A 27,000-nucleotide genomic window follows, 5' to 3' on the forward strand; every position below is an offset into this window, starting at 1 on the left:
CCCGATGCTACGACCGCCCCCGATCTCATGGGACGATTTCGACAAAATGCGTCCGCCCCAACGCAATCCCATATTTCCACCCCCGAAAACAATGCACTCAATGTTCCATACGAACAAGCTATGGAGTAGTGCACCAACAATTGCCTCAGACACCCGCCCCGAAAATCCCCCGTTTCACCGGAACCGCCCGACCGGACCCCGCGTCGAACAAGACGCAACCCTTTCCTGTCGTCACCGTGTGAAACGAACCAGTTCGGTCCCGAAAGCAGTCCGCCGTGGGTTCAGTGCTGGCCACCGAGTTCCAGGGCGAGGACGCCGAGGATGACGAGGGCGATGCCGCCTACCTGGATGAGGGTGAGGCGTTCGTCCAGGAAGAGGACGCCGATGACGGCGATGGCGGCTACGCCGACGGCCGACCAGATGCCGTAGGCGACACCGATCTGCATGCCGCGCTTCAGCGACTGGGACAGGAACCAGAAGGCGGCGCCGTAACCGATGACCACGACGATCGAGGGGACCAGTTTGGTGAACCCCTCGGACAGCTTCAGAGAAACGGTGGCGGTCACCTCGGACGCGATGGCCAAGGCCAGCAGCAGCATGGTCATGGCGGCAGCGTAGCGAGTATCGGACAATGGCAAGGCGGTGCGGGGGGCGAACGGCGACGAGATGTGGTGATCAGCGTGGACGTGATGGTGCTGATCATCGGCGCGATCGTGGTGGCCGTCGTGCTCGTGCTCGTTGTGGTTGTCCCGCTGTCGATTCGCGCCGAGCGCAGGCGCAAGGCCGCGCTGGCCGGTTGGGCGCACGCACACGGCTGGTCCTACGCGGAACGGGTCCGGGCGGACTGGACCGGGCGCCTGCCCGGGCGCAACAAGCGCGGCCTGGGCGTGACGCTGACGGGGCAGCTCGACGGCCGCTGGGTGACCGTCGCGGACTATTCGTACGAGACCACCTCGTCCAGCAACTTCTCCTCGACCTCGCACAGCACGACCAGCACGACGACGCACTACTACATCGTCATCGTCGTGCACCTGCCCCAGCCGCACCGACCGGTCGCCGTGCTGACCCGCGGCCTGTTCTCCCAGCTCGGCCGCACCCTGTTCGGCGACAAACCCACCGCCACCGGCAATCCGGACTTCGATTCCCGCTTCCGCATCGTCTCGCCCGACCCCCGATACGCCCACTGGCTCGTCGGCAAGGACCTGATCGCCGCCCACCTGCACAACACCGTCCCGCACTGGAGCGTCGGCAACCACGACCTGGTCACCTACCGTGCCGGCCGCCTGAAAGACCCGAACGCCATCCCCGCCCTGGCCGCCCCGCTTCTACATGTAGCAGCCCTGTTCCCCCGCTGAACCCCGTCGCACAGTCGACCGTCCGCGCACGTCAACCGGAAACGCAGTAGACACCAACACGAATGACACAGCGTCATGGCCGCAGCACACTCAACGAGCGCCGATCGCTGATGGCGCGGCACGGGCCGCAGCGGGACCGGCGCGGGCGCTGCGACCTGCGGGATCAGCTCAGCCAGGTGCGGACTTCTGCGGTGGCCGTGCGGATTTCGTCGAGTTGGCGGGTGACCTGGGTGCCCGCGGTGCCGCCGCGGGCGTTGCGGGAGGCGATGGAGCCTTCGACAGTGAGTACTTCGCGGACCTGGGGGGTGAGCGCGGGGTCGACAGCGGCGAATTCGGCGTCGGTGAGTTCGTCGAGTCCCACGCCGCGCGCTTCCGCGGCGCGCACGCAGGCACCGGCCGCCTCGTGCGCGACCCGGAACGGAACACCTTGCCGGACCAGCCATTCCGCGATATCGGTGGCCAGGGTGAAACCGGCGGGCGCGAGCTCGGCCATCCGCTCCGTGTGGAAGGTGAGGGTCGAGACCAGGCCCGCGATGGCCGGGAGCAGCAGTTCCAGCTGCGCCACCGAATCGAACAGGGGTTCCTTGTCCTCCTGCAGATCCCGGTTGTAGGCCAGCGGTTGCGCCTTCAGCGTGGCCAGCAGCCCGGTGAGGTTGCCGATGAGCCGGCCCGCCTTGCCCCGGGCGAGTTCGGAGACGTCCGGGTTCTTCTTCTGCGGCATGATCGAGGAGCCGGTGGACCAGGCGTCGGCCAGCGTGATGTACCCGAATTCCGGTGTGCTCCACAGGATCACCTCTTCGGCCATGCGGCTGAGGTCGACCCCGATCAGGGCGAGCACGAACGCGGCCTCGGCGGCGAAGTCGCGCGACGACGTGGCGTCGATCGAATTGGCCGCCGCCGCATCGAAATCCAGTTCGGCGGCGATCGCCTCGGGGTCGAGGCCGAGCGAGGAACCGGCCAGCGCGCCGGAACCGTACGGCGACACCGCGGCCCGCTTGTCGAAGTCGCGCAGCCGATCGATATCGCGCAGCAGCGGATGGGCGTGTGCGAGCAGGTGATGTGCGAGCAGCACCGGCTGTGCGGCCTGCAGGTGCGTCTTGCCCGGCATCACCGCGTCCGGGTGCGCGCCGGCCTGCGTCACCAGCGCGTCGACGACGTCGAGCAGCCCGGCCGCGACCCGGCGGACCGCGTCGCGCAACCACATCCGGAACAGCGTGGCCACCTGATCGTTGCGGGATCGCCCGGCCCGCAGCCGGCCGCCGAGTTCGGCGCCGACCCGTTCGATCAGCCCGCGTTCCAGGGCGCCGTGCACGTCCTCGTCCGAGTCGGCGGGGCCGAACGCGCCCGAATCCACGTCCGCGGCAAGCTGATCCAGCCCGGCCAGCATGCCGGCGAGGTCGCTCTCGGACAGCAGGCCGGCCTTGTGCAGCACGCGGGCGTGCGCCTTGGACGCGCGAATGTCGTACGGCGCCAAGACCCAGTCGAACTGTGTCGACTTGCTCAGCGCGGCCATCGCCTCGGCCGGTCCGGACGCGAATCGCCCGCCCCAGAGCGCACCGGTGTTCGTGCTGCCGCTCTGCGTCATGGTGTGCTGTCTCCTCAGGGTCGGATGGCGGTCATCAGTAGATGGGTTCTCATGTGCGCGGCAAGCTCCGCGGCGACCGGGCGGCCGTGTTCGACCAGCACGGTCGCCGGGTCGGCCCGCGTGGCGGACCAGCCCTGTGCGGTGAACCAGGCGACCGGATCGCTGCGGCCTTCGGCCGGATACCACAGCGTGCCCACGTCGACATCGACGTCGAACGCGGCCCGCATCCGCGCCCTGGCGTCGTCGCTGTGCACCGCGTCGGGCGCTTCGGCCAGCGTCATGTTGAGCGCGACCCGGCTGCCCGGCGCGCTGAGTTCCGTCACGGCCGTCAGCAGCCGGTCCTGGGCGTCGGCCGGCAGGTAGCGCAGCAGTCCCTCGACGAGCCACGCGGTCGGCACGGCCGGGTCGAAACCCTTGTCCCGCAAGGCCGCAGGCCAATCTTCGCGCAGATCCACCGGGACCTCACGGCGCTCGACCGCCGGTTCGATGCCCTGCGCCGCGAACGCGGAAGCCTTGAACTGCAACACTTTCGGCTGATCCAGCTCGTACACCGTACTGCCGCCGGCCCATTCGAGCCGGTAGGACCTGGCGTCGAGCCCGGCGGCGACGACCACGACCTGCCGGATGCCCGCGGCCACCACGGCGGCGAAGAAGTCGTCGAAGTAGCAGGTGCGCGCGACGATGAGGTCGGCGAGCAGCCCGTAGGAACGCGTCGCGGCCGGGTCGGCCTTACCGAAGCCTTGACTCAGCCGGGCCCAGGCGGCCGGATCGACCGCGTCCACCAGCACCTCGGCGTACGGATCACGGAACAGCGCGTCCGGCCGCCGGGACTCGCCCGCGCGCACCGCGGCGACGCCGAGCGCCGTCGCGCCGACGCTCGTCACGATGTCCCAGCTGTCGTCGTCGGTCCGCATCATCGCTCCCTTCGGGCCGGCCGGTCAGGGCCGACCCGTCCGAGGCTACTGCGCGCGCCGCCTACTTCTGGTTCAGGTCCCGGCGCGCGGCGACCTTGGAGGACAGGCCGTGGATCTGCACGAAGCCCTTGGCCAGCGACTGGTCGAAGGTGTCGCCCTCGTCGTAGGTGGCCAGGTTGAAGTCGTACAGCGACTGGTCCGAGCGGCGCCCGTTGACCACCGCGCTGCCGCCGTGCAGCACCATCCGAATATCACCAGTCACGGCCTGCTGGGTGTCGCCGATGAAGGCGTCCAGCGCCCGCTTCAGCGGGGAGAACCACAGGCCGTCGTAGGCCAGCTCGCCCCAGCGCTGCTCGACCTGACGCTTGTACCGGCCCAGCTCACGCTCGATGGTGACGTTCTCCAGCGCCTGGTGCGCGGTGATCAACGCGATCGCGCCGGGGGCCTCGTAGATCTCGCGGCTCTTGATGCCGACGAGCCGGTCCTCGACCATGTCGAGCCGGCCGACACCCTGCCGTCCGGCCCGGTGGTTCAGTTCGACGATGGCTTCCAGCACGCTGACCGGGCGGCCGTCGATAGCGACCGGGACACCGCGTTCGAAGGACACGATCAGCTCGTCCGGCGCCTCGAAGTTGACGGTCGGGTCGGCGGTGTAGTCGTAGACGTCCTTGGTCGGCGCGTTCCACAGGTCTTCGAGGAAGCCGGTCTCGACGGCCCGGCCCCACACGTTCTGGTCGATCGAGAAGGGCGACTTCTTGGTGACGTTGATCGGCAGCGCGTTCTCCTCGGCGAAGGCGATGGCCTTCTCCCGGGTCCAGGCGTAGTCGCGGACCGGGGCGATCACGTTCAGGTCGGGCGCGAGCGCGCCGATGCCGACCTCGAAGCGGACCTGGTCGTTGCCCTTGCCGGTGCAGCCGTGCGCGACGGTGCTCGCGCCGTGGAATTTGGCCGCCTCCACCAGATGCTTGACGATGAGCGGCCGGCTGATCGCGGAGACCAGCGGGTACTGACCCATGTACATCGCGTTGGCCTGGATGGTGGGCAGGCAGTACTCGTCGGCGAATTCGTCGCGGGCGTCCACCACGATGGCCTCGACCGCGCCGCAGTCGAGCGCTCGCTGGCGCACCACGTTCATGTCCTCGCCACCCTGGCCCAGGTCGATGGCCACGGCCACCACCTCGGCACCGGTCTCCTTGCCGATCCAGCTGATCGCGACGGAGGTGTCCAGCCCACCGGAGTAGGCGAGTACGACGCGTTCGGACATGGTCTGTGTGCTCCTCGGTTTCGGTACGTGTGTGCGAAGTGCGAGCGGCTGCCCGCCCCGGGTGTTCGCCTCGGGATCACGGGGGCCCGCACGTTCTACAAATGATTATGCATGATGATGCAAGCCCATGCATAACCGGGGGTGCCCCAGCTACCGAACCGCATCATCGCGGCGGTGAAAGTCTCTGCCCATCAAGCGAATCCCCGCGGGCGAGCCCGATCCTGTGCGACCCTTGGGGGCGGAAACGTTCGGCCAGGCAGAAGGAAGAACGTCATGCTGCTGCATCTCATCGGGCAAGAATTCAGCACCCTCGGCAACGGCGTCCTCGACGTCGGGCGCGCGGTGGTCGACCTCATCCAGGACATCATCAACGTGGCCACCCCCGACCACGGCGGCACCCCGCGCAGCGGCGGCGGTGGCCAATACCCGTTCAGCTGACGCCGCTCAGGCGATCTCCTCGATCTTCGCCGCCAGTTCGGCGCCGGTGAACGGTTCGCGGGCGATGACGGCGATGGTGTCGTCACCCGCGATGGTGCCGACGATATAGGGCAGCGCCGCCCGGTCCAGCGCGCTGGCCAGGTAGTGCGCCGCGCCCGGCGGGGTACGCAGCACCGCGATGTTGCCGCTGTGGTCGGTGGAGACCAGCAGATCACCGAGCAGCTTCGCCAGCCGGTCGGTGCCGCCGGTGACCCCGCGGATGGGACTGCCGTCCTCGGGCACCACGTAGACCCCCGCGCCGCCGTCGGCCGCGCGCAGTTTGACCGCGCCCAGTTCGTCCAGATCCCGCGAAAGCGTGGCCTGGGTGGTCTCGATGCCCTCGGCCGAGAGCAGCGCGGCCAGTTCGGTCTGGCTGCGGACCGCGTGCGCGGTCAGCAGCTCGACGATGCGCGACTGGCGCCCGGCGCGGGTCCGCGCGATCTCCGGACCGGTCACGCCCCACCGTCACTTCGCTTGGCCAGCAACCAGACCAGCAGCGCCTTCTGCGCGTGCAGCCGGTTCTCGGCCTCGTCCCACACCACGCTGTGCGGACCGTCGAGCACCTCGTCGGTGACCTCCTCGCCCCGATGCGCGGGCAGGCAGTGCAGCACCACGGCATCGGCGTCGGCGCGTCCGAGCAATGCGGAGTTCACCTGGAACGGCCGGAACGGACCGACGCGGTCGAGTCCGTCGTTCTCCTGTCCCATCGAGGTCCAGGCGTCGGTCACCAGCGCGTCCGCGCCGTCGGCCGCCGCCTGCGGATCGTCGGTGAGCGTGATGGTGGCGCCGGTCTCGGCGGCCCGCTTGCGCGCCGCCTCCACGATCCACGGCAGCGGTTCGAACCCGGTGGGCGCCGCGATGGTGACGTTCAATCCGGCGGTGACGCCGCCGAGCAGCAGCGAGTGCGCCATGTTGTTGGCGCCGTCACCGAAGTAGGCCAGATTGCGGCCCACCAGGGTGCCCTTGCGCTCGGCCAGGGTCTGCAGATCGGCGAGCACCTGGCAGGGGTGGAATTCGTTGGACAGCGCGTTCACCACCGGAACCGTTGCGGTCGCGGCCATTTCGTCGAGCCGGACCTGCTCGAAGGTGCGCCAGACGATCGCGTCGACATAGCGCGACAGCACGCGACCGGTGTCGCCGAGCGTCTCCTCGCGACCGAGCTGGGTGTCGCGCCCGTCCACCACCACCGCGTGCCCGCCGAGCTGAGCGATGCCCACCTCGAACGAGAACCGGGTGCGGGTGGAGTTCTTCTCGAAGATCACTCCGACCCCGCGCGGCCCCTCCAGCGGCCGTTGCGAGAACGGCGCCTGCTTGAGTTCGGCGGCGAGGGCGAGGATTTCGGCCTGCTCGGCCGGGCTCACGTCGTCGTCGCGGAGGAAGTGCCGGATCGGGGCCGAGGTCCCCGCAGCTGTGGCAGTCATTGCGCCGCAGCCTCCTTTGCGTCTTGGGTGGCGGCGTCGAGGATCCCGGGCAGATCGGCGACGAAGTTGTCGGCTTGGGTTTCGGTCAGGATCAGCGGCGGGGCGAGCCGGATGACGTCGGGCTTGGCCGGATTCACCAGATAGCCCGCCGCCCGCGCCCGCGCCTCGACCTGCGCCGAGATCGCGTCGGTGAGCACGATGCCGAGCAGCAGTCCCGCGCCACGCACCTGATCGATCAGCGGATGCTCCAGCAGTTCGATGCCGTCGCTGAGCCGCTTGCCGACCGACTCGACGTGCGCGAGCAGACCCTCCTCGTCGATGGTGCGCAGCACCGCGAGCGCCGCCGCCGCGCAGACCGGGTTGCCGCCGAAAGTGGTGCCGTGCAGGCCCGGAGTGAGCAGCTCCGCCGCCCGGCCGGTGGCCAGCACCGCGCCGATCGGCAGTCCGCCGCCGAGTCCCTTCGCCAGCGTGATCACGTCGGGCACGATGCCGACGGCCTGGTGCGCGTAGAACTTTCCGGTCCGGCCGATGCCGGTCTGCACCTCGTCGAGGATGAGCAGCGCGCCGTGGCGCGCGGTGATCTCCCGTGCCTTGCCGAGGTAGTCGAACGGCGGCACCACCACGCCGCTCTCCCCCATCATCGGCTCGAGGAACACCGCGGCGGTGTCGTCGTCGACGGCGGCCTCGAGCGCGGCGGCGTCACCGTAGGGCACGTGCACCACGCCCGCGGGCATCGGCTCGAACGGCGTGCGCTTGGCCGGCTGCCCGGTGAGCGCGAGCGCGCCCATGGTGCGGCCGTGGAACGCCTCCTCGCAGGCGACGATCTTGGACCGGCCGGTCAGCCGCGCGATCTTGAACGCCGCCTCGTTCGCCTCGGTCCCCGAATTGCAGAAGAATGCACGTCCGGCGTGCCCGTCGTCGGTGGCGCCGTCGCCGAAGTGCGCGAGCAACCGCTCCGCCAATTCGATGACCGGCTCGTTCGCATAGATATTCGAGACATGACCGAGCGTGCCCAGCTGCTGGGTGACCGCGGCGAGGATCGCCGGATGCGCGTGGCCGAGACTGTTGACCGCGATGCCGCCGAGGAAATCGACATAGCGGTTGCCGTCCGCGTCGTAGACCACCGCACCCGCGCCACGCACCAGCGTGAGCTTCGGGGTGCCGTAGTTGTTCATCATCGCGGCGGACCACCGCTGTTGGAATTCCTGGTCTTTGCTCATTGTTTCGTTCCGTCCGGTGAGCCGGCCCCGGCCGGGGCGGGCGTCACCATCGTTCCGATTCCTTCTCCGGTGAACAGTTCCAGCAGCACGGAGTGCGGGACCCGACCGTCGATGACATGGGCGGTCGGCACGCCGCCGTGCACGGCGCGCAGGCAGGCTTCCATCTTCGGCACCATGCCCGCGTCGAGGCGGGGCAGCAACTCGGCCAGCGCCGCGGTGTCGATCCGGGTGATCAGCGACGAGCGGTCCGGCCACTCGGTGTACAGGCCTTCGACATCGGTCAGCACCACGAGCTTCTCCGCGCCGATGCCCTCGGCGAGCGCCGCCGCGGCGGTATCGGCGTTGATGTTGTGCACCACGCCGTCGGCGTCCGGCGCGATGGTGGAGACCACCGGGATGCGGCCCGCGTCGATCAGGTCGAGCACCGCGTCCGGATTCACCTCGCTGACGTCACCGACCAGACCGATATCGGTCGGCACGCCCTCGACGTCGACGGTGCGGCGGGTCGCGGTGAACAGGCCCGCGTCCTCCCCCGAGATGCCGACCGCGTACGGACCGTGCGCGTTGATCAACCCGACCAGCTCGCGCCCGACCTGCCCGAACAGCACCATGCGCACGACGTCCATCACCTCGGGCGTGGTCACCCGGAAACCGCCGCGGAATTCGCCCTGCAGGCCGAGCTTTTTCAGCATCGCGCTGATCTGCGGCCCGCCGCCGTGCACCACCACCGGATGCACGCCGACAGTGCGCAGGAAGGCCATGTCCGCGGCGAAGGCCCGCTCGAGCTCGGCGTCGACCATCGCGTTGCCGCCGAACTTCACCACCACGATCTTGTCGCGGAACTTCTGCAGCCAGGGCAGCGCGTCGGCCAGCACGTGCGCCTTGTCCAGCGCCGAAAGCTCATGGTGCAGTTGGCCGGTCATGAGCTGTAGGCCGAATTCTCTTCGACGTACCCGTGCGAGAGGTCGGTGGTGCGGATAGTCGCCTGTGCGTCACCGACATTCAGCTCGATGCGCACCTCGATGTCCATCCCGGACAGGTCGACGTCGCGGGCGCCGGGCGCGCCGGCACCGTCGACGCAGACCGGATTCCCGTTGAACGACACCGAGATCCGGTTCGGATCGAGGGTGACCGGCGCCATGCCGACCGCGGCGAGTACCCGGCCCCAGTTCGGGTCCGAGCCGAACAGCGCGGTCTTGACCAGGCTGTCGCGGGCGACCGTGCGGGCCGCGGCGACCGCCTCGTCCTCGCTCACCGCGCCCGCCACCGTCACCAGCACCCGCTTGGTGACGCCCTCGGCATCGGCCATCAGCTGCGCGGCCAGGTCGTCGCACACGGCGAGCACGGCAGCGTCGAGATCGGCCTGGCTCGGGCTCACCTCGCTCGCGCCGTTGGCGAGCAGCAGCACCGTGTCGTTGGTGGAGCAGGAGCCGTCCACGTCGAGCCGGTCGAAGGTGCGCGCGGTCGCGTTGCGCAGCGCCTGATCCAGCTGGTCGGCGCTGACGGCGGCGTCGGTGGTCAGCACCACGAGCATGGTCGCCAGCGAGGGTGCCAGCATGCCCGCGCCCTTGGCCATCCCGCCCACGTTCCATTTGTCGCGGTGATGGAAGGCCGCTTCCTTGGGCACGGTGTCGGTGGTCATGATGGCGTGCGCCGCGTCCAGGCCGCCGGACAGGCCGCCGCCCATCTCGTGCACGATCTCGGTGATCGCGGGAATCACCTTGTCCATCGGCAGCCGGTCACCGATCAGGCCGGTCGAACAGACCGCGATCTCCCCCGCACCGGTCTCGGTACCCCAATTGCTCAGGGCGGCAGCGAGTTCCTCGGCGGTCTGGTGCGTGTCCTGGAAGCCGCCCGGGCCGGTGCAAGCGTTCGCGCCGCCGGAATTCAGGATCACCGCGCGCAGTCGCTTACCGGTGAGCACCTGCTGCGACCACAGCACCGGCGCGGCCTTCACCTTGTTGCTGGTGAACACGCCCGCCGCCGCGTACTCGGGCCCCTCGTTGAAAACCAGGGCCAGGTCCGGCTTTCCGCTCGCCTTGATGCCCGCCGCGATACCGGCCGCACGGAAGCCGAGCGGTCCGGTCACGCCCTGGTTGCGTACCAGCCTGCCGTTCGCGTTCGATGCTGCGGCGAATGTCGTCACGGTGCCACTCCTACGGTGGAAAGTCCTGCGGTCTCGTCGAATCCGACGGCCAGATTCATGGATTGCACCGCGGCGCCCGCGGTGCCCTTGGTCAAATTGTCGATCGCACCGATCACCACGAGCAGGCCCGCGTCGGTGTCCACCGCCACCTGCAGGGTGACGGCATTCGCGCCCAGCACCGCACCGGTCTGCGGCAGTACGCCTTCGGGCAGCAGATGGACGAAAGGTTCGTCGGCGTAAGCCTTTTCGTAGACGGCGCGCGCCTGCGCGAGATCCACCGTGGTCGGCGCGGTGCAGGTCGCGAGGATGCCGCGCGGCATCGGCGCGAGCACCGGAGTGAACGACACCGCGATATCGGTGCCGCCCGCCGCCGTCAGGTTCTGCGCGATCTCCGGTGTGTGCCGGTGCGCCCCGGCGATGCCGTAGGCGCGCGCCGATCCCATCACCTCGGAGCCGAGCAGACCCACGTCGAGTTTGCGGCCCGCGCCCGAAGTTCCGCTCACCGCAACGACATTCACCTGCGGCGCGACGATGCCCGCCGCGACCGCGGGCGCCAGCGCGAGGCTGGCCACGGTCGGATAGCAGCCCGGCACCGCGATCCGGCGCGCGCCGCGCAGCCGCTCCCGGCCGCCGGGCAGTTCGGGCAGGCCATAGGGCCAGCTGCCCGCGTGCGGGCTGCCGTAGTACTTCTCCCACGCCTGCGCGTCCGTCAAACGGAAGTCGGCGCCGCAGTCGATGATCACCGTCGAGTCGGGCAGCTGGGCGGCGATCGCCGCGGACTGGCCGTGCGGCAGGCCGAGGAACACGATGTCGTGGCCGGCCAGTTCGTCGACGCTCGTCGGGCCGAGCACCCGGTCCGCCAGCGGTAGCAGATGCGGCTGCAACTCCCCCAGCGCCGTCCCGGCATTCGCCCCCGCCGTCAGCGCGCCGATCGCCAGGCGCCCGTCGCGGTATGCCGGGTGCCCCAGCAACAGGCGTAGCACTTCGCCACCCGCGTATCCACTCGCCCCGGCCACCGCCACCCGCAGCGCGGGCGCGGTCGACGCCGGCGCGTGCACCGAATCAACCATGTGATGATTATGCACGACCATGCAAGCTCATTCATAGGCAGGGCCGGGTTTCCCACCACCCGCCCGTCATCACAGCCCCCGGCGTGGCACCACATCCACCGTAACGATTCGCCGCCCAGCTCGGGGCCCGCCCACCTCGGCAACACCGCCCTCTACACCGAAAGACCCCCGTTGAACAGCAAGTTCTGCCCCGCCGCAAGAAGGGGTGTGACCCGAACCACCGGAACACAGGCGGCTCGGCGGCTGCACGCCGACCCCAGCCTCGACCGCCACCCGCACTGCGGCGATCGGATCGAGTAGCCGCCTGACGGCGACCAGCTATGCGAACCCTCGAATCAGCACCTATCGACCGAACCATCCCCGCCGCGCCCACAGACCCCGAGAATGCGGTCTCCCCAATCCGGTCACACAGCCCTACCCTCCGCAGCGTGAGCTCATTGCGGGACCGCGCCCTTCGAACGATCGCCCGGGAACTGACCGATTTGTAGCCCATGGACCGTCACCGCGAGTGGCGTGCAAGGACCGGGCGGGACCACCGTGATCCTCGACGAGAGTTACGCCGAGGCCAGCCCGGAGATCCTGCGGATCGGCTTCACCCTGGACCCCGAACCCGACGCCGAGGTGATCTGGGACCACGTGCACGGTATCGGCACCTCGGTGGAGCAGGCGGTCGAGCGTGCCGCGACCACCTGGGCGCAGACCGTCGGCGCGACGGTCATCGAAATGTTCATGCGGAGTAATGAATTCGGCGCGCACTACGGCGCGGACGATCCGGACGGCCTGCCAGGGTTTCATCTGGTGCACGGCCCCGCCATCGGCTTCGGCCGCATTGCCGCCGACCCGCTCCAGCACTGGCTGATCGACCATCCGGTCCTGCCCGCGCTCGCCGCCGCGCTCACGCCTGCGCTCACCCTGCCGAACTGGAACGGCATCCGGCTACTGTTCGGCGGCACGGCGGGCGAAGAGATCGCCGAAGTCCAAGTCAACGAGACGGTCGCCGTCGCGGCGTCACAAGCCCTCGGCGCCCTGGACTGGCCCCGACTCGGCCGGTCCGCGTACGCCCGCGCCTTCCTCCTCGCGCACCCGGACCATCTGGTCGCATGATCACCAGGTAATGGTCGCGGCATCGGCCGAGTAGCCGCCGCCATCATTACCTGGTGATCGCTTGTCCAGCGGTGGCTTTGCTCAGCACTTCTCATAGCGGAGCACGAGGGGGCGCTCTACTAGGCCGGGGATGTTGCCCCGAGCGGTGCAGGCACCGGCGGTGATCTGCAGCAGCCGATATTCGGTCGAGTACTTGAAGTAGGGGTCGTCACCGCGGATATCGGCCACCGTGTGCCGGATGCGGAGGCCCGATTGCTCGATGGTCGGGAGGTGACGTTCGGCGAGCACTTTTCCGTTCTCCCGGATGTCCGAATGGGGTTGCACGGTGATCCCCTCCACGGAGTGCAACACGAGCGCGTGGGGTGGCAACAGGTTGTCGTGCAACCGATCCCACAGCGCCAGCTCGGCCTCGGTGGGATACCGGTTGAGCATGACCAGCGCTGCACCACGTGGCGCGGTGGTCCGGATCGACCACCGCGCGGCTTCGAGGTCGGGGAACTCCTGCCGCACTTTTCGGTATGCCGCGCCGACCGCGTCGGCACCCGCGGTGGGCCGCAACCGCACCGCGATCTCGCCGATCCCGTCATCGGCGTTCTTCGAGCTGTCACTGGACCCGTACTCGTAATACCGCCAGGTGCGCGAGGTCCACGTCACCTCGTCCTCCGGAAAAGCGTCGCGCAGCGCGAGCCACCGCGCCACGAGGGGCGACGCTGCGTCCAAGCCGCTCTTGCCCACCTTGATTGAGCTCGCGGTGTCACCACGACGGACTTCCAGATCGAGTTCCCAGCGGTCGAAGTCGGGCCGGTGCACTTGGTTTCGGAAGGCCGCGACCACCGCTTCGGCCTGCTCGGCCGTCGCGTCGGCGGTCAGCACGACCAGCGTGGCGAAGGTCCGGCCGGCCTCGGTGCCGACCCGCTCGACCCCCGGCATGGCGTCGAGCACGGTCTTGATATCCCGCGACTCGTGCGACAGCACCGGCCGGTCGTCCATGGTCACGTGCTGGGCGCCCCAGCCCAGAACAGTCGACACGAGGACACCGATCAACGCGATGCCCGCCCAGCCGAGCCAAGGTCCGCCGTCGCGCCCGTCGACGTAGAGCATGATTCCGGCGACCAGCAACGAAATGCCGACGCCGACCCACGTCACCCCGAGTGCGAACGGCGCCACGGCTTCTCGGCATTCCAGAGCGAAGCAAGCTTTCGTATACACCACCAGCGGCCCGAACACACCGAGCACTGCGACACCGAAGAACCCCATCCAAGCTACGTGGGTCCGGGCGGCGAAGTGCGCCGCCCAGGCGCGCACAGAGATCGGCATGGGACAAACGATAGTGGGCGATGGGTGGGTTCGGCGCGAGCGTTCCGGGAAGCATCGGAGGTTCGGTTTATACGGTGTCCGCCAACATCTTCCGTGTCAAGTAGTCGAAAGTTGTAGCGCTGGTTATTCACCCGACCGTTAATGCATCGGTAAGGTCGACATGCCTGGTCAGCAGCGGGGATTCGTTGCCGCACACGTCAAGGATCAGGAGACATCGGATGTCTTGTGGCGCAGCGTGTCTCAGACTCCAACGGCACGGAGATTGAGACACGAGAGCGTGGCCGTTTCGCACTCCGATCGGCGTAGTTCCGGATATTGTCTGCCAATGGTGTACGCGATTGCCAAAAGTGCCGGTTTCTATGCGGCGCACGGTATCTGGAGTGTTTCCGACGGCGATATGCTCACTCCGCTGCTCGGTTACGCGGCTACCGACGGAACGGAAGGCCTGGAGCGCCTGCACTCCGACGACGCTGCCGAGGCGGCCCGCATCGGCGGCGAGCGATTACAGACGGGCCGGCCGAACTGGGTGCGCGCGGTTCTGATCGTCGACGCCTTCCTGCACCTGCCACGCGGACGCACCGACGCACTGATCATCGATGCGGTCGAGTACACCCCGCAACCACGATCCCTGCGCATGGCCGTGCCGTACCGGCCCCAGTCACCCACCGGCAAGTTCGCCGTGTACCGACCGAAATTCATTGATACCCAAGGATTTAACGATCCTGACTACAGCGATCTGGCGGACTCGTTCTACGCGGGTGTCGATTCCCATCAACAGGCCGCGGCGGTCTGGCACGCCCACCTGCTGGACGAATCCGCCTGACCGCGACCGGCGGCGTTCACCGCCCACATCCCTCGAGCAGCAGTCCGATGGTGATGCGGGCGTCATAGTTCGGATCTTCTCGCTCCGCACCCGCGCAGATGTCCCCGATGGCGCGCAGCAGCTGATAGGCGCTCACGTCGACCGCTACCTCATCCATGTCTTTTGCCGCACAGAGGATTTCGTCGAACACCGGGACGAGCCGGTCCAGGAACAACGCGTGCAGGGCGGTGAACCCGTCGGGATCGTTGCGCAGTGCCGCGGCGAGTCCATGCTTGGTCACCAGGAAGTCCACGAACAAGTCCACCCATCGGCGCAGCGCCTCGAACGGTGAGGTGACGCTCGCGAGCAACGCGGGCCCGGCTTCGGCGCACGCGTCGATCTGGTGCCGATAGACGGCGGCGACCAAGTCCGCGCGGGTGGGGAAATGCCGGTAGATCGTGCCCACGCCGACCCCGGCCGCCGCCGCGATCCGGCGCACCGGCGCATTCACCCCGTCGGCGACGAACACCGCGGCCGCGGCGTCCAGCAGCGCCCCCTCGTTGCGCCGTGCATCCGCACGTTTCGCCGAAGTCTCGGTCGGCAATGTCTCCTCGCCAGCACTCACGCGACGCACCTCTCCAGGACAGCAGTTGTAAAGCGGAACATTGCTCCGTATATTCGGAACAGTGCTCCGCTTCGCCAGTCTATCGGCTGCCACGGGGCACGCGGCTCAACACGTTCGAAGGGAACCCCCATGCCCACCCCAGCTCTGGCCACTCCGAGTGCCGTCCCCGCGCTGAGCACGCCGATCATCAGCGTGAAGCCGGTCGTCCTGCCGGCACCGGACCGCGGCGACGACCTCCAGGTACGGATCAGCGCCCCCATCGAGGGCACCGACCTCCCGGTCTTGCTGCTCGCGCACGGCTTCGGCAAGTCGATGTCCTCCTACGACCCACTGGTGGACTTCTGGGCGGCCCACGGATTCGTGGTCGTCCAGCCCACATTCCTCGACTCCCGCACGCTCGGCCTCATCCCGGAAGACGCGCGCTACCAGCACATCTGGGAGATCCGGGTGCAGGATGTGCGGCGCGTGCTCGATGACCTCGACCGCGTCCTCGCCGCCGTGCCGGGGCTCGGCGCGCGCATCGATCCCGAGCGGATCGCCGTCGCAGGGCACTCGTGGGGTGGCCAGACCGTCGGCATGCTGCTCGGCGCCCGCGTCATCGGCGCGGACGGGAACCCGGGCCCCGACCTGACCGACCGACGCGTGAAAGCTGGTGTGCTGCTTGCTACTACCGGACTGGGCGGCGCGGACCTGTCGCCGTTCGCCGCCGAGAATTTCCCGTTCATGAGCCCCGACTTCGACCACTTGCGCACACCCACTCTGGTCATCGCGGGCGACCACGACCAATCCGCTCTCTCGACCCGCGGCCCCGACTGGTTCACCGACGTGTACACCTACAGCCCCGGCGCCCGAAGCCTGCTCACGCTCTTCGGCGGCGAACACATGCTGGGCGGCATCCACAACTACCACGCCGCCGACACCACCGACGAGCACCCGGCACGTGTCGCCCTGGTCCGCACGGCCGCCTGGGCCTACCTGCGCGACGCCCTGGCCCTCGATTCCACCGCGTGGCACGAGATCCAGTCCGACCTCGCCCGAGCCGCCGACCCGATCGGCCGCATCGACAACAAATAGCCGGACCGTCGATCAGGGTTCGCGCAGTGCCACATACAGCGACCACAGCAGCAAGGCGATCGGCGTCAGGACCGCCGTGAACAGGATGCCCCCGTACATCCCGTAGCCGTGCGGATCGAAGCGCACCCCGGTGACACTGAGCACCACTTCGCCGACGAGCACCGCGATCGCCGCGACCGTGCAGGCGAACGCGCCCAGCACGAGGCGGCGCAGCACGGTCCGCCAGCGGGTCGTTCTTTCCATGTTCGCTCCGCGGGGTCGGCGTCACTCCGGGTCGGGCGTGCAGACGGTCAGAAACGATTTCCGATTCTCGCGCTGGACCGCCGCGGCGTCCATCCACCCACGCCCGCCGAAAAGGTAACTCGCGGACGGGTGCTGGGTCGATTCGCGCAGCAGCCGGTCGATCTCGACCCTGGCCCCGTAGGACGGTGGCCCGTCGACAGCGAAATGCAGCGAACCCGCTGTGGTCCAGTCGTAGTCGGCGGGCAGCGGTGTGCGGACCTGCAGCGGGCCGGTGTCGGGGGCCGGTCGCCCGGCGGAGCCCAGCAGGTCCATGTGCTCTACGAGCACGCCGGGCCGCGGCGCGGTCCACACCTGCTCGGTGCTTTTGCCGGTACCGGAGTCGAACGTCAAGGTCAGTGCCGTAACGCCGGTGCACGGCGTGCCCGTCCAGAGTTTCAGCACACCGTCGTCGACGCGGAACCCGGCGGCCGGCGGCAGCGACGGCGCGTACTGCGCCCTGGTGTCGCACGCCGCGGTGGCCGCCGCCATGAGCAGCACGGCGCAGACGACACGCGGCCAGCTAGTACCCGCCATCGGACAGTCCCGCGTCTTTCTCGGTCTCGTCACCGCCGGTGACCTGCTCCCATATATAGGAGGCGACGAAGCCGGTGTGCCCCTCGCGCGCCCACTGCTGGGAGTGGCGCTCCTCGTGGTGCAGCAGCCGGTCCAGGTCCAGCCGTCCGCGGTACGGGCCGTTGTCGCCCTCGAACCAGGCGTGGCCCGAACTCGCCATCTCGCGAATCTGCTGCGCCGGATCCTGCGGGTCGTCGATGTCGACCATGAAGGTATCGCCCCAGGTCGTGCCCGCGTTCGTGCTGAACCGGTCCTGGACGACGTTCCCGCCCAAGCCCATCATCATGCCGTTCGGCGTGGTCGCCAACCGGCCGCCGTTGTTGTGCACGAATGCCACATCTTCGTCGTAGCTCCACGAGTTCTGGCGTTGCCGGTCGGTGATTCGACGGACTTCGTCGGAACTGTACGGGGTCGGTTCGAAATCGGTTCTCTCGCCTTCGGTGCCGTAGTCGGTGCCCGCGTTCAAGATGTAGGTCATCCGCACCGCCTTCGCGGCATCGGCCGCGCTGATATCGGTCGGCAACAGGAAATACGACTTGAAGATACCGTCGCCGTCTTCGTCCTCCCGGATTTCCTGCAGTCTTTCCAGGATCTTGAAGTCCGCCGGGGTGATGTGGTGGTCGGCGACGATCTGCTTGATCGTGTCGATCGAAACACCCCGGCGCACCGCGTTCTCGAGCCACTGCCGGTAATAGCCGGAGACGGGCGGCCCCGTCAGCAGCCCGGCATCGCGCAGCGCCTGCTCCATCTCGGCCACTTCGGCGTCGAGTTCCCCGCCCTTTTGCGCACCTGCCAGGGTGGTCGCGCCGTGGTCACTGACCTTGCGATCCTGGGCGAGTTGCAGGACCAGGGCAATGGCAGCGTCGATATTTTTCGCGGTGGTGAGTATCGCCCTGGTTTCCCGCACCAGCTGCTGCCTGATGGTTTCGCGGTGCCGCCGGGCCTCGGCCCGATCTTCGGCCTCGACGCGCGACCTCGGCGGCGGGTCGGGCGGCTTGTTGTCGACGATCCCGCCGTCGGCGGTGATGCCGAAAAGGTAGGAGTCGGCGAGCGCGTCATTGTTGGCGACCCGGGTCTTCAAGGCGGACACGTCATCCGACGCGTTGTGCAGCGCGCGTTCCACCGCGGACAATTCCGCGATCAGGATCTCGGCGTTGTTGCGGGTATCGCCGAGCGAATTGCGGGCGCGTTCGCTCGCGGGGCCGTACCAGCTCGGTAATCGCCTGGCATCGTCGAGTTCGTCTTGGAGCCCGATGAGTTTGTCGCGCCGCCCACGCAGATTGGTGGCCGCGGTGTCGAGCGCCGTGGCGTCCCATTTGCGGACGTCGTCGTAGCCGACACTCATCGCCGGAAAGCCCTTTCGGCCTCTGCCTCGTTCTCGGTGTACAACTTCACGGCCGCCTGCACCGAATCGTTCCACCGGCCGATCTCCTCGGCCCAGCCCTGCGCGCGATCGTTGAACGTGGACGCCAGAGTGGGTGCGCGCTTGGCCGCGTCCCCACCGGGCAGAGCGCTCGCGATCGCCGCCAACCCGGTACCCGGGCCCACTTCCCGGGCTTGATTCGCCGCGGATCCCGCCGCGTTGCCCGCCGTCCGCAACTGACCGATTTCGACCTCGAACCCGCCCACAGCCCGTGCCACCTATCCCTGAAATGCCGCCAATGCTATCGCCCGGCAGGTTGTCGATCTTGCCCCCGGTTCCGGGGGCCGGGTCGCCCGCCGACGGTCGAAATTCCCCGCGATCGACAGAAAACGCAGTGGCGCAACCACTTCCAGACAATGAACCGCCACGCTACGGCTCAGCGGTGACCGTCACCCTCGAGATCGGCAGCGGCGACGGAGTACTGGATCGCGTCGATCTGGTCCTGCACCACCTCGGCGCGCGCCTCCAATTCGACCCGATCGGGTTCGGTGAGGCTCTCGGCGCCGAGTTTCTCGAAAACGCAGGAGAGCATCGACCGCAAGTCCTCCAGTTCGCTGTCCGGCTCCATGAGGCCACACCTTACGGCCGAATCATCCAGAATCTGCCGCACGTCCCCGGCTATGCTGACGGCGTGTTCGATCGGGAGGGTCGGGCACGCCTCGAGCGAGCAGGAATTGCGTTGAACAACAAGGTAACTGACGACAGAGCAGTGGAACCGGGCGAGACGGATCGCGCGTTTCGGCTACGACAGATCGGGTGGGCGCTCACAGTCGTCGCGTTGTTCGCGGCAGGAGTGGCGGCATGGTTCGAAGCTACCTCGCCTCCCCGGTTCTATCGCGTCGACAGTATTCCCACCAAGGTGTTCGTCATGGCCCTGCCACTCTGCTGGACGCTGGGGTGGGGGCTCTACAGCAACTTTGCCTTGCGGTTGTTCCCCTACAGGCAGTGGTTGCGCCTGACGATCGGGGCCGTCCTGGTACTGGTGGCGTTGATCTCATGGCCGATCTCGATCGTCTTGTCCTCCGCGGCCGGCAGCCGCCTCGGCACCGTCAAAGCCGTCGAGGTGAGTCCGGATGGACGCTACGAACTTGTCAGCCAGGCCTTCTCGGACGGTTTCGAACCGTGCTGCCGCGTGCTGTTGCGCGAACGCGACGGATTGTTCAGCAGACAAACCCTGGCATGGGAGCGCATCGAAGGGAATTGCCCAGTGCGCGTGTACTTCCCGGGCAACAACACGATCAGCATCACCGAATGGAAGGACGGTGCGCCCATGACGACGACCTTCGATCGCGACCGACTGGAAGTCGCGCAGACTTTGCCGCCGAAAACCCGCTGATGCCGACTCTTGTCCAGTATTTGCACTATGACAGCGCAGTTCCCCGATTCGATTCTGTTCCAAGGGGATTCGTTCGATGTGACCGCGATCGACGGCACGGGATTGTTCGACCCGGGCGCGCACGGTCTCGAGCCGAAGTGGATCCATACCGGCTGCTACCGCGGATATATCTGCCACTACGCCGTCGTCGAGCAGCGGTTGGTCTTGCGGGAACACCACATCAGGACGGAGGATGAACCACCTCGGCTAGAGGGTGTACCACCACAGCAGGACAAAGACGGCTCGAGTTGCCATTACCGTGGGCTGGATATTCCAGTGGCCTTCACCGGCCGCCTGCTCATCGGGGCCGACGTCATCCCGAACCGCCCGTATCTGAACATGGGATTTCCTCCGGCCTGGTTGTTCGAGCAGGTCTACGAACTCACCTTGCGCGCCGGGGAACTACTGACCGCCCAGGACTGCTCGGCGGCGGTGGCCGCGACAAGGGCAGAGATCATCACGACGGCCGCCAAGCCCGCGCCAGGGGAATCGACCGGGGACTGGATCACCCGCACGTTCTCCCGGACATACGACTACAGCTGGCCGGGACGGCCTGAATAGCGGACGAGTTACCTGATCTCGGCCGGAGCGAGCCGAGGCATGGCTCGCGGGGGCTAGAACTGACAGGCTCGCGAGGCACCGCCCGAAACACCCCGCGCAGCTGACCAGGCGATTCCATGGAACCACTCGGTCTTCCGGGTAGGGATACTCATGATCCGCACCTCGATCCGATCAACACTCGAAACCGCGAGTCGAAATCCGAAAGGGCTGCGGTGATGGATCGAATGAGAAGGTGGGTCGGCCTGCTGGTCTGGATGGCACGCGGAATACTCTCCCCCCACAAGTACTTTCGCCGAAGCGCAGCAATTCACCCGAGTCGGCATCTTGCTGCTGCTGTGGGCGTACGCTCTGGGCTCGACGCTCTTCTGCTGGTTCGCAGCAGACGGCGGTGACACCCGCACCTGGCAGTCTCCGGCCGGCCGCCTACTCGGCGTAGACGGCGCCGGCAGCCATTCCCCCGAATACTTGCAGTATGCCCAGGGATTCGGCATGGTCGGCCTGCCCCTCGGCTTCCTCGCTCTGGTCGCCGCCGTGTCGTCTATGCAACGATCGGCGGTCGAGTCCCCGTGCCGAAACCGGCCCGCCCGGCTCCGACCGAGTAGACAGCAGGCCCCGGCCCGGGCTCCGCTCAGGCCAAGCGTGCGCCGACGCGGCATTGGGTGCCGGTGTGAGTCACCGAGGGCATGCTCGACTCGGCGAAGCTGCCCTGACTGCCGATGAAACCGGGATGCCCCGCACCCAGGCAAGCATCCGCGCAAGCCACTGGGCACGCATCGGTAATTCGCCCAAATCAGTTGGCTGACAGCACTTCCCAACGCGCAAATACCGAGGATCGTGCTGGAACCAGATCAAGGCTGGGTGCAGGCATGTTCGCGATTGAACGCGCCGACGCTTCCGGTGCCGGTGGGGAGGTTGCGGGTGGCGTCTGCGTATGCCTCACCCGGCGTCGTTCCCTTACCGAAGCCCACGATCGGGAACCCTGCGACGATCGAGAGCGGGCTCGTGACGACTGCACCACAGCCGTTCGCGAACGTCACCATCATCCGGCAGTCGATAATGCCTCGACCCTTGCATGCGCGGTCGGCGGCGCGGATGGCGTCGGCTTCCGTCGGGTGGTCGACCGAAAACGCGTAGACGTTGCCCACACGGCAAAGACCGTCACGGACCGCGGTGTTCGTGACGGTTCCGCCGAAACCGATCTCGTCGCCCTCAGCTCGGGAACGCCCTCGTCGGCTGCCATGCCTCGCGCAGCGACGGACGCGGTCAACTACGACGATGGGCGTGCATCAGCGCCGATGGGAGACGTGGTCAAGGAACTGGCTGTCGCCCTGCGTGATAAGTCGGTACGTGATGCGATGTTCGCGCTCGCCGTCGACGAGCACGCGGCCCGCTGCCGAGGCGTTGTAGTCGGTGATGACGCGGGCACAGTCGGGTTCCGTTCGCGCCGAGGCCGCAGCGTTGCTCGGCTAAAGCGTCTTTGTCCGCGACAACGAGCCCCTGGCCAGGCATCGCCTTGCAGGCCGCCCCGCGCACCGACCCCGAACATCCCCTGGCCACGCTGCTCGAAACTCCCTTGCCTCGACGGGCTGAGAAGGCACCGTGGCCGGTGTTCCCGACTCGCCGACGGCTGACGAACGTCAGCGTGGGGCGAGGCGGTGTACGACGATGCCGGATTTGAAGGTGGTCGTCCCGAGTAACTGGAGGTGAGTGACAGCGGCGTAACCGTCGAAGAGCCGGTCGCCAGCGCCTGCGATGGCCGGGAAGATCCAAAAGTGATACTCGTCGACAAGTTTGGCTTCGAGCAGGGTGTGGGACAGCGACCCCGTGCCGAATTTGAGGATATCGCGACCGTCTTGTTCTTTGAGGGCGCGCACCGCGTCGACGATATCCCCTTGCAGGACAGTGGCATTCCAGGTGGCGTCTTGTTGTGCGAGGGTGCGGGACGCGACGTATTTGGGCATGGCGTTGATCCGGGCCGTGTAAGGATCGGCGGCGGGGCGAGTCGGCCACACTTGCGCGAATCCTTGATAGGTGTCGCGGCCGAGCAGGAGCGCATCGGCACCGAACAGCAGGTTGGTTCCGTACTCGCTGTGCTCGTCGTCCCAGTACGGCCCGCCCCACTGGTGTGGTTCGCCGATAACTCCGTCGGTCGTGACGAAGGTGGATTCGATGATCTTACGCATGGACAACCTTTCGATCTTGTTGAATGCAGACTCAGCATCACTGGCCGAAACTCCTGCAACAAGCGGTATTCGGGCAACGCAGCGTTAAGCGACACGTAACGCTGACCGCACACTTGTGCGTCACTGCGATACAGCGGCGTCGCGGATCGTTTCCAGGAACGGCTCGACCAGAGGGTTCAGCTCCAGAGCAGGCCGCATGAGGCCGTAGTCGATCGGGGGCGCGTCGCGGAAAGGCACGACGACCGTCTGCGGCCAGGCGTGAAAGGTCGCGGCCGCGAGCGCCGCTGTACTGACGCCGACGCCCTGACTGACGTGAACCAGCACCTCGGCCCAGAAGTTCGCTGCGGGTCCCCGTGGTATCGGTCGCCCGGTGGGTGTGCGCCGTGGAAAGTGGTGGTCCATCCAGTATCGAGGGACGAGTTCGCCGGCGATGGTGACCAGTGGCGTGTCGGCCAGATCCTCCAGCGACACCGACTCCTGGGTGGCGAGCCGGTGTTGTCGAGACACCAGCATCGCCCGTGGTTCGGAGAAGAGGATCGGGCCGGTGGTGATGTCGGGTTCGGCGATCGGGAACTCGGTGAGCTGCAAATCCACTGCGCCCGAACGCATGCGGCCGAGTGGATCGGTCAGCTGGATCTCCTCGATGCCGACAGCGATGTCCGGATATCGGATCCGGTGGGCCTTCGCTGCCTGTGCGATCAGAGTGCCGCACCAGGGTGTGGAAAATCCGACCGTGATGGCACGTTTGACATGATCGCCCCGGCGTGCCGCGAGAACGCTGGCCGAGATCTGGTCATAGGCGGGCCGCAATTCGTCGCGCAGCCGCTTGCCCAGCGGCGTGAGCCGAACGGTGCGGCTGTTGCGTTCGAACAGCGGTACGCCTATGCGGCGCTCCAGCTTTCGGATCGCCTGGCTGATACGCGGTGTCGTCACGCACAAGCGTGTGGCCGTTCTGCCGAAGTGCAACTCCTCGGCGAGGGTGAGAAATGCCTCCAGTTCGAGACGTTCCAGCATGCACAAACCCACTTCGTGAAGCGTCTTACCCCGTTCAGCCGCGGGCCAGTTCCTCGGCCATGCGGGCGGTGATGACGGTCAGCACGCGGGCCGTGATTGCCAGGTCCTCGGGTGCGACCGCACCGTAAGCGGCTGTCACGATCGCGCCGGATTCGGCACGGACCTTGTCGGCGACGGTCCTGCCGACGGCGGTGGGCTCGACCAAACCGTCCGAAAAGACTTGCAGCAGGCCACTATCGAGCAGTGCCCGCAGGGCGGTCTCGACGTCGGCGGGATTCCACCGAGTGAGACCGGCTATCCGGGTGATGTGGGCGGCCCGCTCGACCGGCTCGGTTGCTGCCAATGTCTGATTCAGCACGATCCACTGCTTCTCGTCCAGGGTGGTGCCGGCGAGTGCGCGGGCCAGGAGCGCGGCGTGGTGCTTCTCCGCCTGGCCGACGATCGAAGGGCTCAGCGTAGCGGGGGCGGACGGAGCCGATTGGGTCGTGCTCGTAGCCGCGACCGTGGTGTTCGATGGCGTCCCGGCGTCGCCGGTCGCTCCGCTGCAGCCGACGAGCAGGAGCGCCGCACCAATGGCCGAGGCCGCGACGCTGAAGGTGGCAGTTCTGTTGAACATCTTGAAACCCATTCCTGATTCAGGTGCTTCTTCAGATATCGATCAACTTCAGACGTGGGCCAGTTCCTCGGCCATGCGCGCGGTGATGGTCACCAGCACGCGGGCTGCGATCGCCAGTTCCTCGGCGGAGACCGCGCTGTAGGCGGGGTCCAAAATCTTGCCGGACGCGCCGCGCACCTGAGCGACCGTGTCGCGCCCCGCCTCGGTCATGTCCAACTGGTCGCCGGATGATTCGGCCAGCAGCCCGCCCTCGACCAGGGCGGTGACGGCGGCGGCGACAGTGGCGGTGTCCCACTGGGTCATCCCCGCGACCTTTGCGATGTGGACAGAGCGCTCGACCGGGCCGGCGACCAGGGCCTGGTTCAGGGTGATCCAGCGCTGCTCGTTGAGCGTGGTGCCGGACAGGGCGCGGGTCAGGATCGCGGTGTGATGCTTCTCGGCCTGGCCGATGATCGCCGGGTTCAGAGTGCCGAGGGCGGTGGTGCTCATTGCGATCTCCTTGTTCGGGGTGGTACTCGGTGATGCCGCCAATAATGGCACTAAGTTCCATACGTGCGCAAGTCTCAAATGAAACTTAGTATCTTTCAAGCCGGAGGTTCTTCTTGCGCTAGGGTTCCGATATGCCCATCGACGACCGCGCCCTGCCGCTGCGGGAACGCAAGCGGCTCCGCACCCGCCGCACGCTCGCCGACACCGCCTTGCGGCTGTTCGCACAGCAAGGCTTCGCCGCCACCACCATCGAGGAACTGGTCGACGCTGCGGAGGTCTCTCGCAGCACTTTCTTTCGCGCCTTCCCCACCAAGGAGGCCGTCGCCATAGCGGCCGAAACCGAGCTCTGGACGGGCTATCTCGACGCCCTGGCCGAGCGCGAACTCACCGGGCACGCCCTCACCGCACTACGCGATGTCCTCATCGCCGCCGCAGTCGCCCTTCCGGACGACTGGGACGAGCGCTACATCGCCACCCGCCGACTGGCCCTCACCGCTCCCAGCGTGCTCGGCCACATCGACTACACCCGCTCCGGCGTGGAAAATCAGGTTGCCGCGCAGCTCACCGTCAAACTCGCCCTCGCAGAGGATGATCTACGACCCCGCATCCTGGCCGAACTGACCACCACAGCCTGGAGCCATGCCGGCCGCGGCTGGGTCGCCGCCAACGGCGGCGACGGCCGAGCAGACCTCGTCAACCGCCTGCACGAAGCCTTCGACGCCATCCCAGGCGCACTCCGACTCTCCACGTGATGCTGGCGTCGCTCACCCGCTGCGAAACAACCGGCCGGCGTGCGAGCAGGGGCAGCGCTGCGGTCGATGGCGCGAACGTTGGCTCGCGAACTACTGCCGCGCGGCGTGCGGGTCAATGCGGTGAGCCCGGGGCCGATCGACACGGGCATCTGCACAAGCGCCTGCCCGCGGAGGTGGCGGACGAAATGTTGGCGGGCTTCGCCGCACAGATTCCGATGCGGCGCATAGGAACCCCGGAGGAGGTGGCGCACGCCGCCGTTTCCTCGCCTTCGACGCGACCTACACCACCGACGCCGAACTCGTGGTGGACGGTGGCGGCACACAGTTGTGACCGACCACCACAGGTGTCACCCGCAGCGTCGGCGGGCAGGCGGTTGCGCTGCTGATGAGCAGATCGTGGCGGCCGGGCGATCCAGCTATGGCCGTCACCGCGTTTCACGCGCATCCTATGAGTGCGCAGAGTGGTCGAGCGGGGTCGGCATGCTGGATTCTGGCCCGCGAGGAGGAATGCATGGAAAGCGCACCGAGCAGAACGGCGATGTTCGCGGCCGTGTCGCGTGGATTGTTTCGGCTGGAGACGGCGTCACCGTGGGTGCTGGACGATGTGCTGGCCCTGGTGCTTGTCGGCCCGGTATGGCAGCAGCTGCGAGACCGGTTCGATCCGCTGTTCCCCGGCCCGGTGCGTCGCGAATCCCGCGCGGCTGTCTGCACCCGCAGCCGGTACGCCGAGGACCGGTTGGCGGCCGGCGCCTTCACCCAGTACGTGATTCTCGGCGCGGGGCTCGACTCGTTCGCGTGGCGGCGACCGGATCTGCTCGGCTCGCTGACGGTGTTCGAGGTCGATCACCCTGCCTCCCAGGCATGGAAGCTCGAGCGGGTCGGGGAACTCGGCCTGCCGCTCAGCGACTCCCAGGTATTCGTGCCGGCCGATTTCGAGGCCGGACCGGTTCAGGATGCTCTGGGACAGGCCGGGTTCGACTGGGCGCAGCCGGCGATGTTCTGCTGGACGGGCGTGGCCCCCTATCTGACGGCACCGGCGATCGAGTCGGGGTTGCGCACGATCGCGGCGGCCGCTCCCGGGTCCGAGGTGGTGTTCTCCTATCGAGCCGAGGACTGCGCGCTCGACGATGTGGGGAGGGAATTCGCCCGTATCTACACGCCGATCGCGGCTTCGGTCGGCGAACCGCTGCAGCCCGGCTGGCCGGTATCCGAGATCGAGCGGCTGATCGACCGATGCGGACTGAAGGTCGTGGACCATCCCACACATGCGGACCTCCTGCAGCGGTACTTCGCCGGCCGCACCGATGGCCTGCGGCCCTATACCTTCGAGACACTCGTGGCCGCACAGGTCACCTGAG

Annotated in this window: 32 protein-coding genes; 10 read left to right on the top strand and 22 right to left on the bottom strand. The window is 67.7% G+C overall.

Annotated elements, in window-relative coordinates:
• Positions 1-281 precede the first annotated feature (281 nt).
• Positions 282-605: a DMT family transporter gene (locus NVU01S_RS20425; RefSeq protein ID WP_014983529.1), complete on the bottom strand. Its 324-nt coding sequence runs from the start codon at positions 603-605 to the stop codon at positions 282-284.
• A 66-nt stretch (positions 606-671) separates the two neighbouring features.
• Here NVU01S_RS20425 and NVU01S_RS20430 point away from each other — a divergent pair, with 66 nt between their 5' ends.
• Positions 672-1,355 carry a hypothetical protein gene (locus NVU01S_RS20430; protein ID WP_156161534.1) on the top strand — a complete coding sequence of 228 codons (684 nt, stop codon included), beginning with the start codon at positions 672-674 and terminating at the stop codon, positions 1,353-1,355.
• A gap of 163 nt (positions 1,356-1,518) precedes the next feature.
• On the opposite strand, the gene argH is transcribed toward NVU01S_RS20430, so the two are convergent.
• The 3 genes from argH to NVU01S_RS20445 form a co-directional block, all read right to left on the bottom strand.
• Positions 1,519-2,940, bottom strand: a complete 1,422-nt coding sequence (argH, locus tag NVU01S_RS20435; protein ID WP_043668956.1) for an argininosuccinate lyase — start codon at positions 2,938-2,940, stop codon at positions 1,519-1,521.
• A gap of 14 nt (positions 2,941-2,954) precedes the next feature.
• Positions 2,955-3,854, bottom strand: coding sequence for an SAM-dependent methyltransferase (locus tag NVU01S_RS20440; RefSeq protein ID WP_052280500.1), 900 nt, complete (start codon positions 3,852-3,854; stop codon positions 2,955-2,957).
• Positions 3,855-3,915: 61 nt separating this feature from the next.
• Positions 3,916-5,118 carry an argininosuccinate synthase gene (locus tag NVU01S_RS20445; protein ID WP_014983525.1) on the bottom strand — a complete coding sequence of 401 codons (1,203 nt, stop codon included), beginning with the start codon at positions 5,116-5,118 and terminating at the stop codon, positions 3,916-3,918.
• Positions 5,119-5,391: 273 nt separating this feature from the next.
• On the opposite strand from NVU01S_RS20445, the gene NVU01S_RS43455 reads away from it, so the two are divergent.
• A complete protein-coding gene (locus NVU01S_RS43455; protein ID WP_156161533.1) occupies positions 5,392-5,556 on the top strand; it encodes a hypothetical protein in 165 nt (54 codons plus the stop codon).
• Between the two features lie 6 nt (positions 5,557-5,562).
• Here NVU01S_RS43455 and NVU01S_RS20450 read toward each other — a convergent pair whose 3' ends face one another.
• Genes NVU01S_RS20450 through argC form a run of 6 tightly spaced genes read right to left on the bottom strand, consistent with a single transcriptional unit; the run spans position 5,563 to position 11,452 of the window.
• Complete coding sequence (locus NVU01S_RS20450; protein WP_014983524.1) at positions 5,563-6,051, bottom strand: arginine repressor; 489 nt, start codon at positions 6,049-6,051, stop codon at positions 5,563-5,565.
• On the bottom strand, positions 6,048-7,016 hold the full coding sequence (argF, locus tag NVU01S_RS20455) for an ornithine carbamoyltransferase (protein WP_043668951.1): 969 nt from the start codon (positions 7,014-7,016) through the stop codon (positions 6,048-6,050). Before argF ends, NVU01S_RS20450 begins: the two co-directional genes overlap by 4 nt.
• A complete protein-coding gene (locus tag NVU01S_RS20460; RefSeq protein ID WP_043668947.1) occupies positions 7,013-8,236 on the bottom strand; it encodes an acetylornithine transaminase in 1,224 nt (407 codons plus the stop codon). Before NVU01S_RS20460 ends, argF begins: the two co-directional genes overlap by 4 nt.
• Positions 8,233-9,159, bottom strand: a complete 927-nt coding sequence (argB, locus tag NVU01S_RS20465) for an acetylglutamate kinase (protein WP_043668944.1) — start codon at positions 9,157-9,159, stop codon at positions 8,233-8,235. Before argB ends, NVU01S_RS20460 begins: the two co-directional genes overlap by 4 nt.
• On the bottom strand, positions 9,156-10,382 hold the full coding sequence (gene argJ / locus NVU01S_RS20470) for a bifunctional glutamate N-acetyltransferase/amino-acid acetyltransferase ArgJ (protein ID WP_043668941.1): 1,227 nt from the start codon (positions 10,380-10,382) through the stop codon (positions 9,156-9,158). Before argJ ends, argB begins: the two co-directional genes overlap by 4 nt.
• Entirely contained in the window at positions 10,379-11,452 is a 1,074-nt protein-coding gene (argC, locus tag NVU01S_RS20475; RefSeq protein WP_043668939.1) for an N-acetyl-gamma-glutamyl-phosphate reductase, read from the bottom strand. Before argC ends, argJ begins: the two co-directional genes overlap by 4 nt.
• Positions 11,453-11,965: 513 nt before the next feature.
• On the opposite strand from argC, the gene NVU01S_RS20480 reads away from it, so the two are divergent.
• Positions 11,966-12,556, top strand: coding sequence for a DUF6348 family protein (locus NVU01S_RS20480; RefSeq protein WP_043668936.1), 591 nt, complete (start codon positions 11,966-11,968; stop codon positions 12,554-12,556).
• A gap of 81 nt (positions 12,557-12,637) precedes the next feature.
• On the opposite strand, the gene NVU01S_RS20485 is transcribed toward NVU01S_RS20480, so the two are convergent.
• Entirely contained in the window at positions 12,638-13,873 is a 1,236-nt protein-coding gene (locus NVU01S_RS20485) for a hypothetical protein (protein WP_043668933.1), read from the bottom strand.
• A 325-nt stretch (positions 13,874-14,198) separates the two neighbouring features.
• Here NVU01S_RS20485 and NVU01S_RS20490 point away from each other — a divergent pair, with 325 nt between their 5' ends.
• A complete protein-coding gene (locus tag NVU01S_RS20490; RefSeq protein ID WP_043668930.1) occupies positions 14,199-14,696 on the top strand; it encodes a hypothetical protein in 498 nt (165 codons plus the stop codon).
• A gap of 16 nt (positions 14,697-14,712) precedes the next feature.
• Here the strand turns inward: NVU01S_RS20490 and NVU01S_RS20495 are convergent, their stop codons facing one another.
• Complete coding sequence (locus tag NVU01S_RS20495; protein ID WP_043668927.1) at positions 14,713-15,300, bottom strand: TetR/AcrR family transcriptional regulator; 588 nt, start codon at positions 15,298-15,300, stop codon at positions 14,713-14,715.
• A gap of 129 nt (positions 15,301-15,429) precedes the next feature.
• On the opposite strand from NVU01S_RS20495, the gene NVU01S_RS20500 reads away from it, so the two are divergent.
• The gene (locus NVU01S_RS20500) at positions 15,430-16,374 is read left to right on the top strand and encodes an alpha/beta hydrolase family protein (protein ID WP_052280490.1); all 945 of its coding nucleotides are present in this window, start codon (positions 15,430-15,432) and stop codon (positions 16,372-16,374) included.
• Between the two features lie 12 nt (positions 16,375-16,386).
• On the opposite strand, the gene NVU01S_RS20505 is transcribed toward NVU01S_RS20500, so the two are convergent.
• From NVU01S_RS20505 to NVU01S_RS20525, 5 genes are all read right to left on the bottom strand, one after another.
• Positions 16,387-16,617, bottom strand: a complete 231-nt coding sequence (locus NVU01S_RS20505) for a hypothetical protein (RefSeq protein ID WP_043668924.1) — start codon at positions 16,615-16,617, stop codon at positions 16,387-16,389.
• A gap of 21 nt (positions 16,618-16,638) precedes the next feature.
• On the bottom strand, positions 16,639-17,190 hold the full coding sequence (locus tag NVU01S_RS20510) for a hypothetical protein (protein ID WP_043668921.1): 552 nt from the start codon (positions 17,188-17,190) through the stop codon (positions 16,639-16,641).
• On the bottom strand, positions 17,177-18,574 hold the full coding sequence (locus NVU01S_RS44900) for a WXG100 family type VII secretion target (RefSeq protein WP_082031992.1): 1,398 nt from the start codon (positions 18,572-18,574) through the stop codon (positions 17,177-17,179). The genes NVU01S_RS20510 and NVU01S_RS44900 overlap by 14 nt, the downstream gene beginning before the upstream one ends.
• Positions 18,571-18,870, bottom strand: a complete 300-nt coding sequence (locus NVU01S_RS20520) for a hypothetical protein (RefSeq protein ID WP_244467212.1) — start codon at positions 18,868-18,870, stop codon at positions 18,571-18,573. The genes NVU01S_RS44900 and NVU01S_RS20520 overlap by 4 nt, the downstream gene beginning before the upstream one ends.
• A gap of 158 nt (positions 18,871-19,028) precedes the next feature.
• Entirely contained in the window at positions 19,029-19,220 is a 192-nt protein-coding gene (locus tag NVU01S_RS20525) for a hypothetical protein (protein ID WP_043668917.1), read from the bottom strand.
• A 63-nt stretch (positions 19,221-19,283) separates the two neighbouring features.
• On the opposite strand from NVU01S_RS20525, the gene NVU01S_RS20530 reads away from it, so the two are divergent.
• Positions 19,284-19,988, top strand: coding sequence for a hypothetical protein (locus NVU01S_RS20530; protein ID WP_156161532.1), 705 nt, complete (start codon positions 19,284-19,286; stop codon positions 19,986-19,988).
• A 27-nt stretch (positions 19,989-20,015) separates the two neighbouring features.
• Positions 20,016-20,588 carry a hypothetical protein gene (locus tag NVU01S_RS20535; protein ID WP_043668912.1) on the top strand — a complete coding sequence of 191 codons (573 nt, stop codon included), beginning with the start codon at positions 20,016-20,018 and terminating at the stop codon, positions 20,586-20,588.
• 848 nt (positions 20,589-21,436) lie between these two features.
• Here the strand turns inward: NVU01S_RS20535 and NVU01S_RS20540 are convergent.
• The 5 genes from NVU01S_RS20540 to NVU01S_RS20560 all read right to left on the bottom strand — a co-directional run bounded on the left by NVU01S_RS20540 (position 21,437) and on the right by NVU01S_RS20560 (position 24,890).
• Complete coding sequence (locus NVU01S_RS20540) at positions 21,437-21,733, bottom strand: DUF4189 domain-containing protein (protein ID WP_244467211.1); 297 nt, start codon at positions 21,731-21,733, stop codon at positions 21,437-21,439.
• 492 nt (positions 21,734-22,225) lie between these two features.
• A complete protein-coding gene (locus NVU01S_RS20545) occupies positions 22,226-22,771 on the bottom strand; it encodes a dihydrofolate reductase family protein (protein ID WP_043668909.1) in 546 nt (181 codons plus the stop codon).
• A gap of 120 nt (positions 22,772-22,891) precedes the next feature.
• Positions 22,892-23,785 carry a LysR family transcriptional regulator gene (locus tag NVU01S_RS20550; RefSeq protein WP_043668906.1) on the bottom strand — a complete coding sequence of 298 codons (894 nt, stop codon included), beginning with the start codon at positions 23,783-23,785 and terminating at the stop codon, positions 22,892-22,894.
• Positions 23,786-23,819: 34 nt separating this feature from the next.
• Positions 23,820-24,401: a winged helix DNA-binding protein gene (locus tag NVU01S_RS20555; protein WP_156161531.1), complete on the bottom strand. Its 582-nt coding sequence runs from the start codon at positions 24,399-24,401 to the stop codon at positions 23,820-23,822.
• Positions 24,402-24,449: 48 nt separating this feature from the next.
• The gene (locus tag NVU01S_RS20560) at positions 24,450-24,890 is read right to left on the bottom strand and encodes a hypothetical protein (RefSeq protein WP_043668901.1); all 441 of its coding nucleotides are present in this window, start codon (positions 24,888-24,890) and stop codon (positions 24,450-24,452) included.
• A gap of 131 nt (positions 24,891-25,021) precedes the next feature.
• On the opposite strand from NVU01S_RS20560, the gene NVU01S_RS20565 reads away from it, so the two are divergent.
• The 3 genes from NVU01S_RS20565 (at position 25,022) to NVU01S_RS20570 (ending at position 26,999) form a co-directional block, all read left to right on the top strand.
• A complete protein-coding gene (locus NVU01S_RS20565) occupies positions 25,022-25,642 on the top strand; it encodes a TetR/AcrR family transcriptional regulator (RefSeq protein ID WP_043668898.1) in 621 nt (206 codons plus the stop codon).
• 66 nt (positions 25,643-25,708) lie between these two features.
• A complete protein-coding gene (locus NVU01S_RS44905) occupies positions 25,709-25,870 on the top strand; it encodes an SDR family oxidoreductase (RefSeq protein WP_244467210.1) in 162 nt (53 codons plus the stop codon).
• A gap of 283 nt (positions 25,871-26,153) precedes the next feature.
• Positions 26,154-26,999: a class I SAM-dependent methyltransferase gene (locus NVU01S_RS20570; RefSeq protein WP_043668895.1), complete on the top strand. Its 846-nt coding sequence runs from the start codon at positions 26,154-26,156 to the stop codon at positions 26,997-26,999.
• The last annotated feature ends 1 nt before the right edge of the window (position 27,000 follow it).

Source organism: Nocardia vulneris, from assembly GCF_001613425.1.
GTDB classification, from domain to species: domain Bacteria; phylum Actinomycetota; class Actinomycetes; order Mycobacteriales; family Mycobacteriaceae; genus Nocardia; species Nocardia vulneris.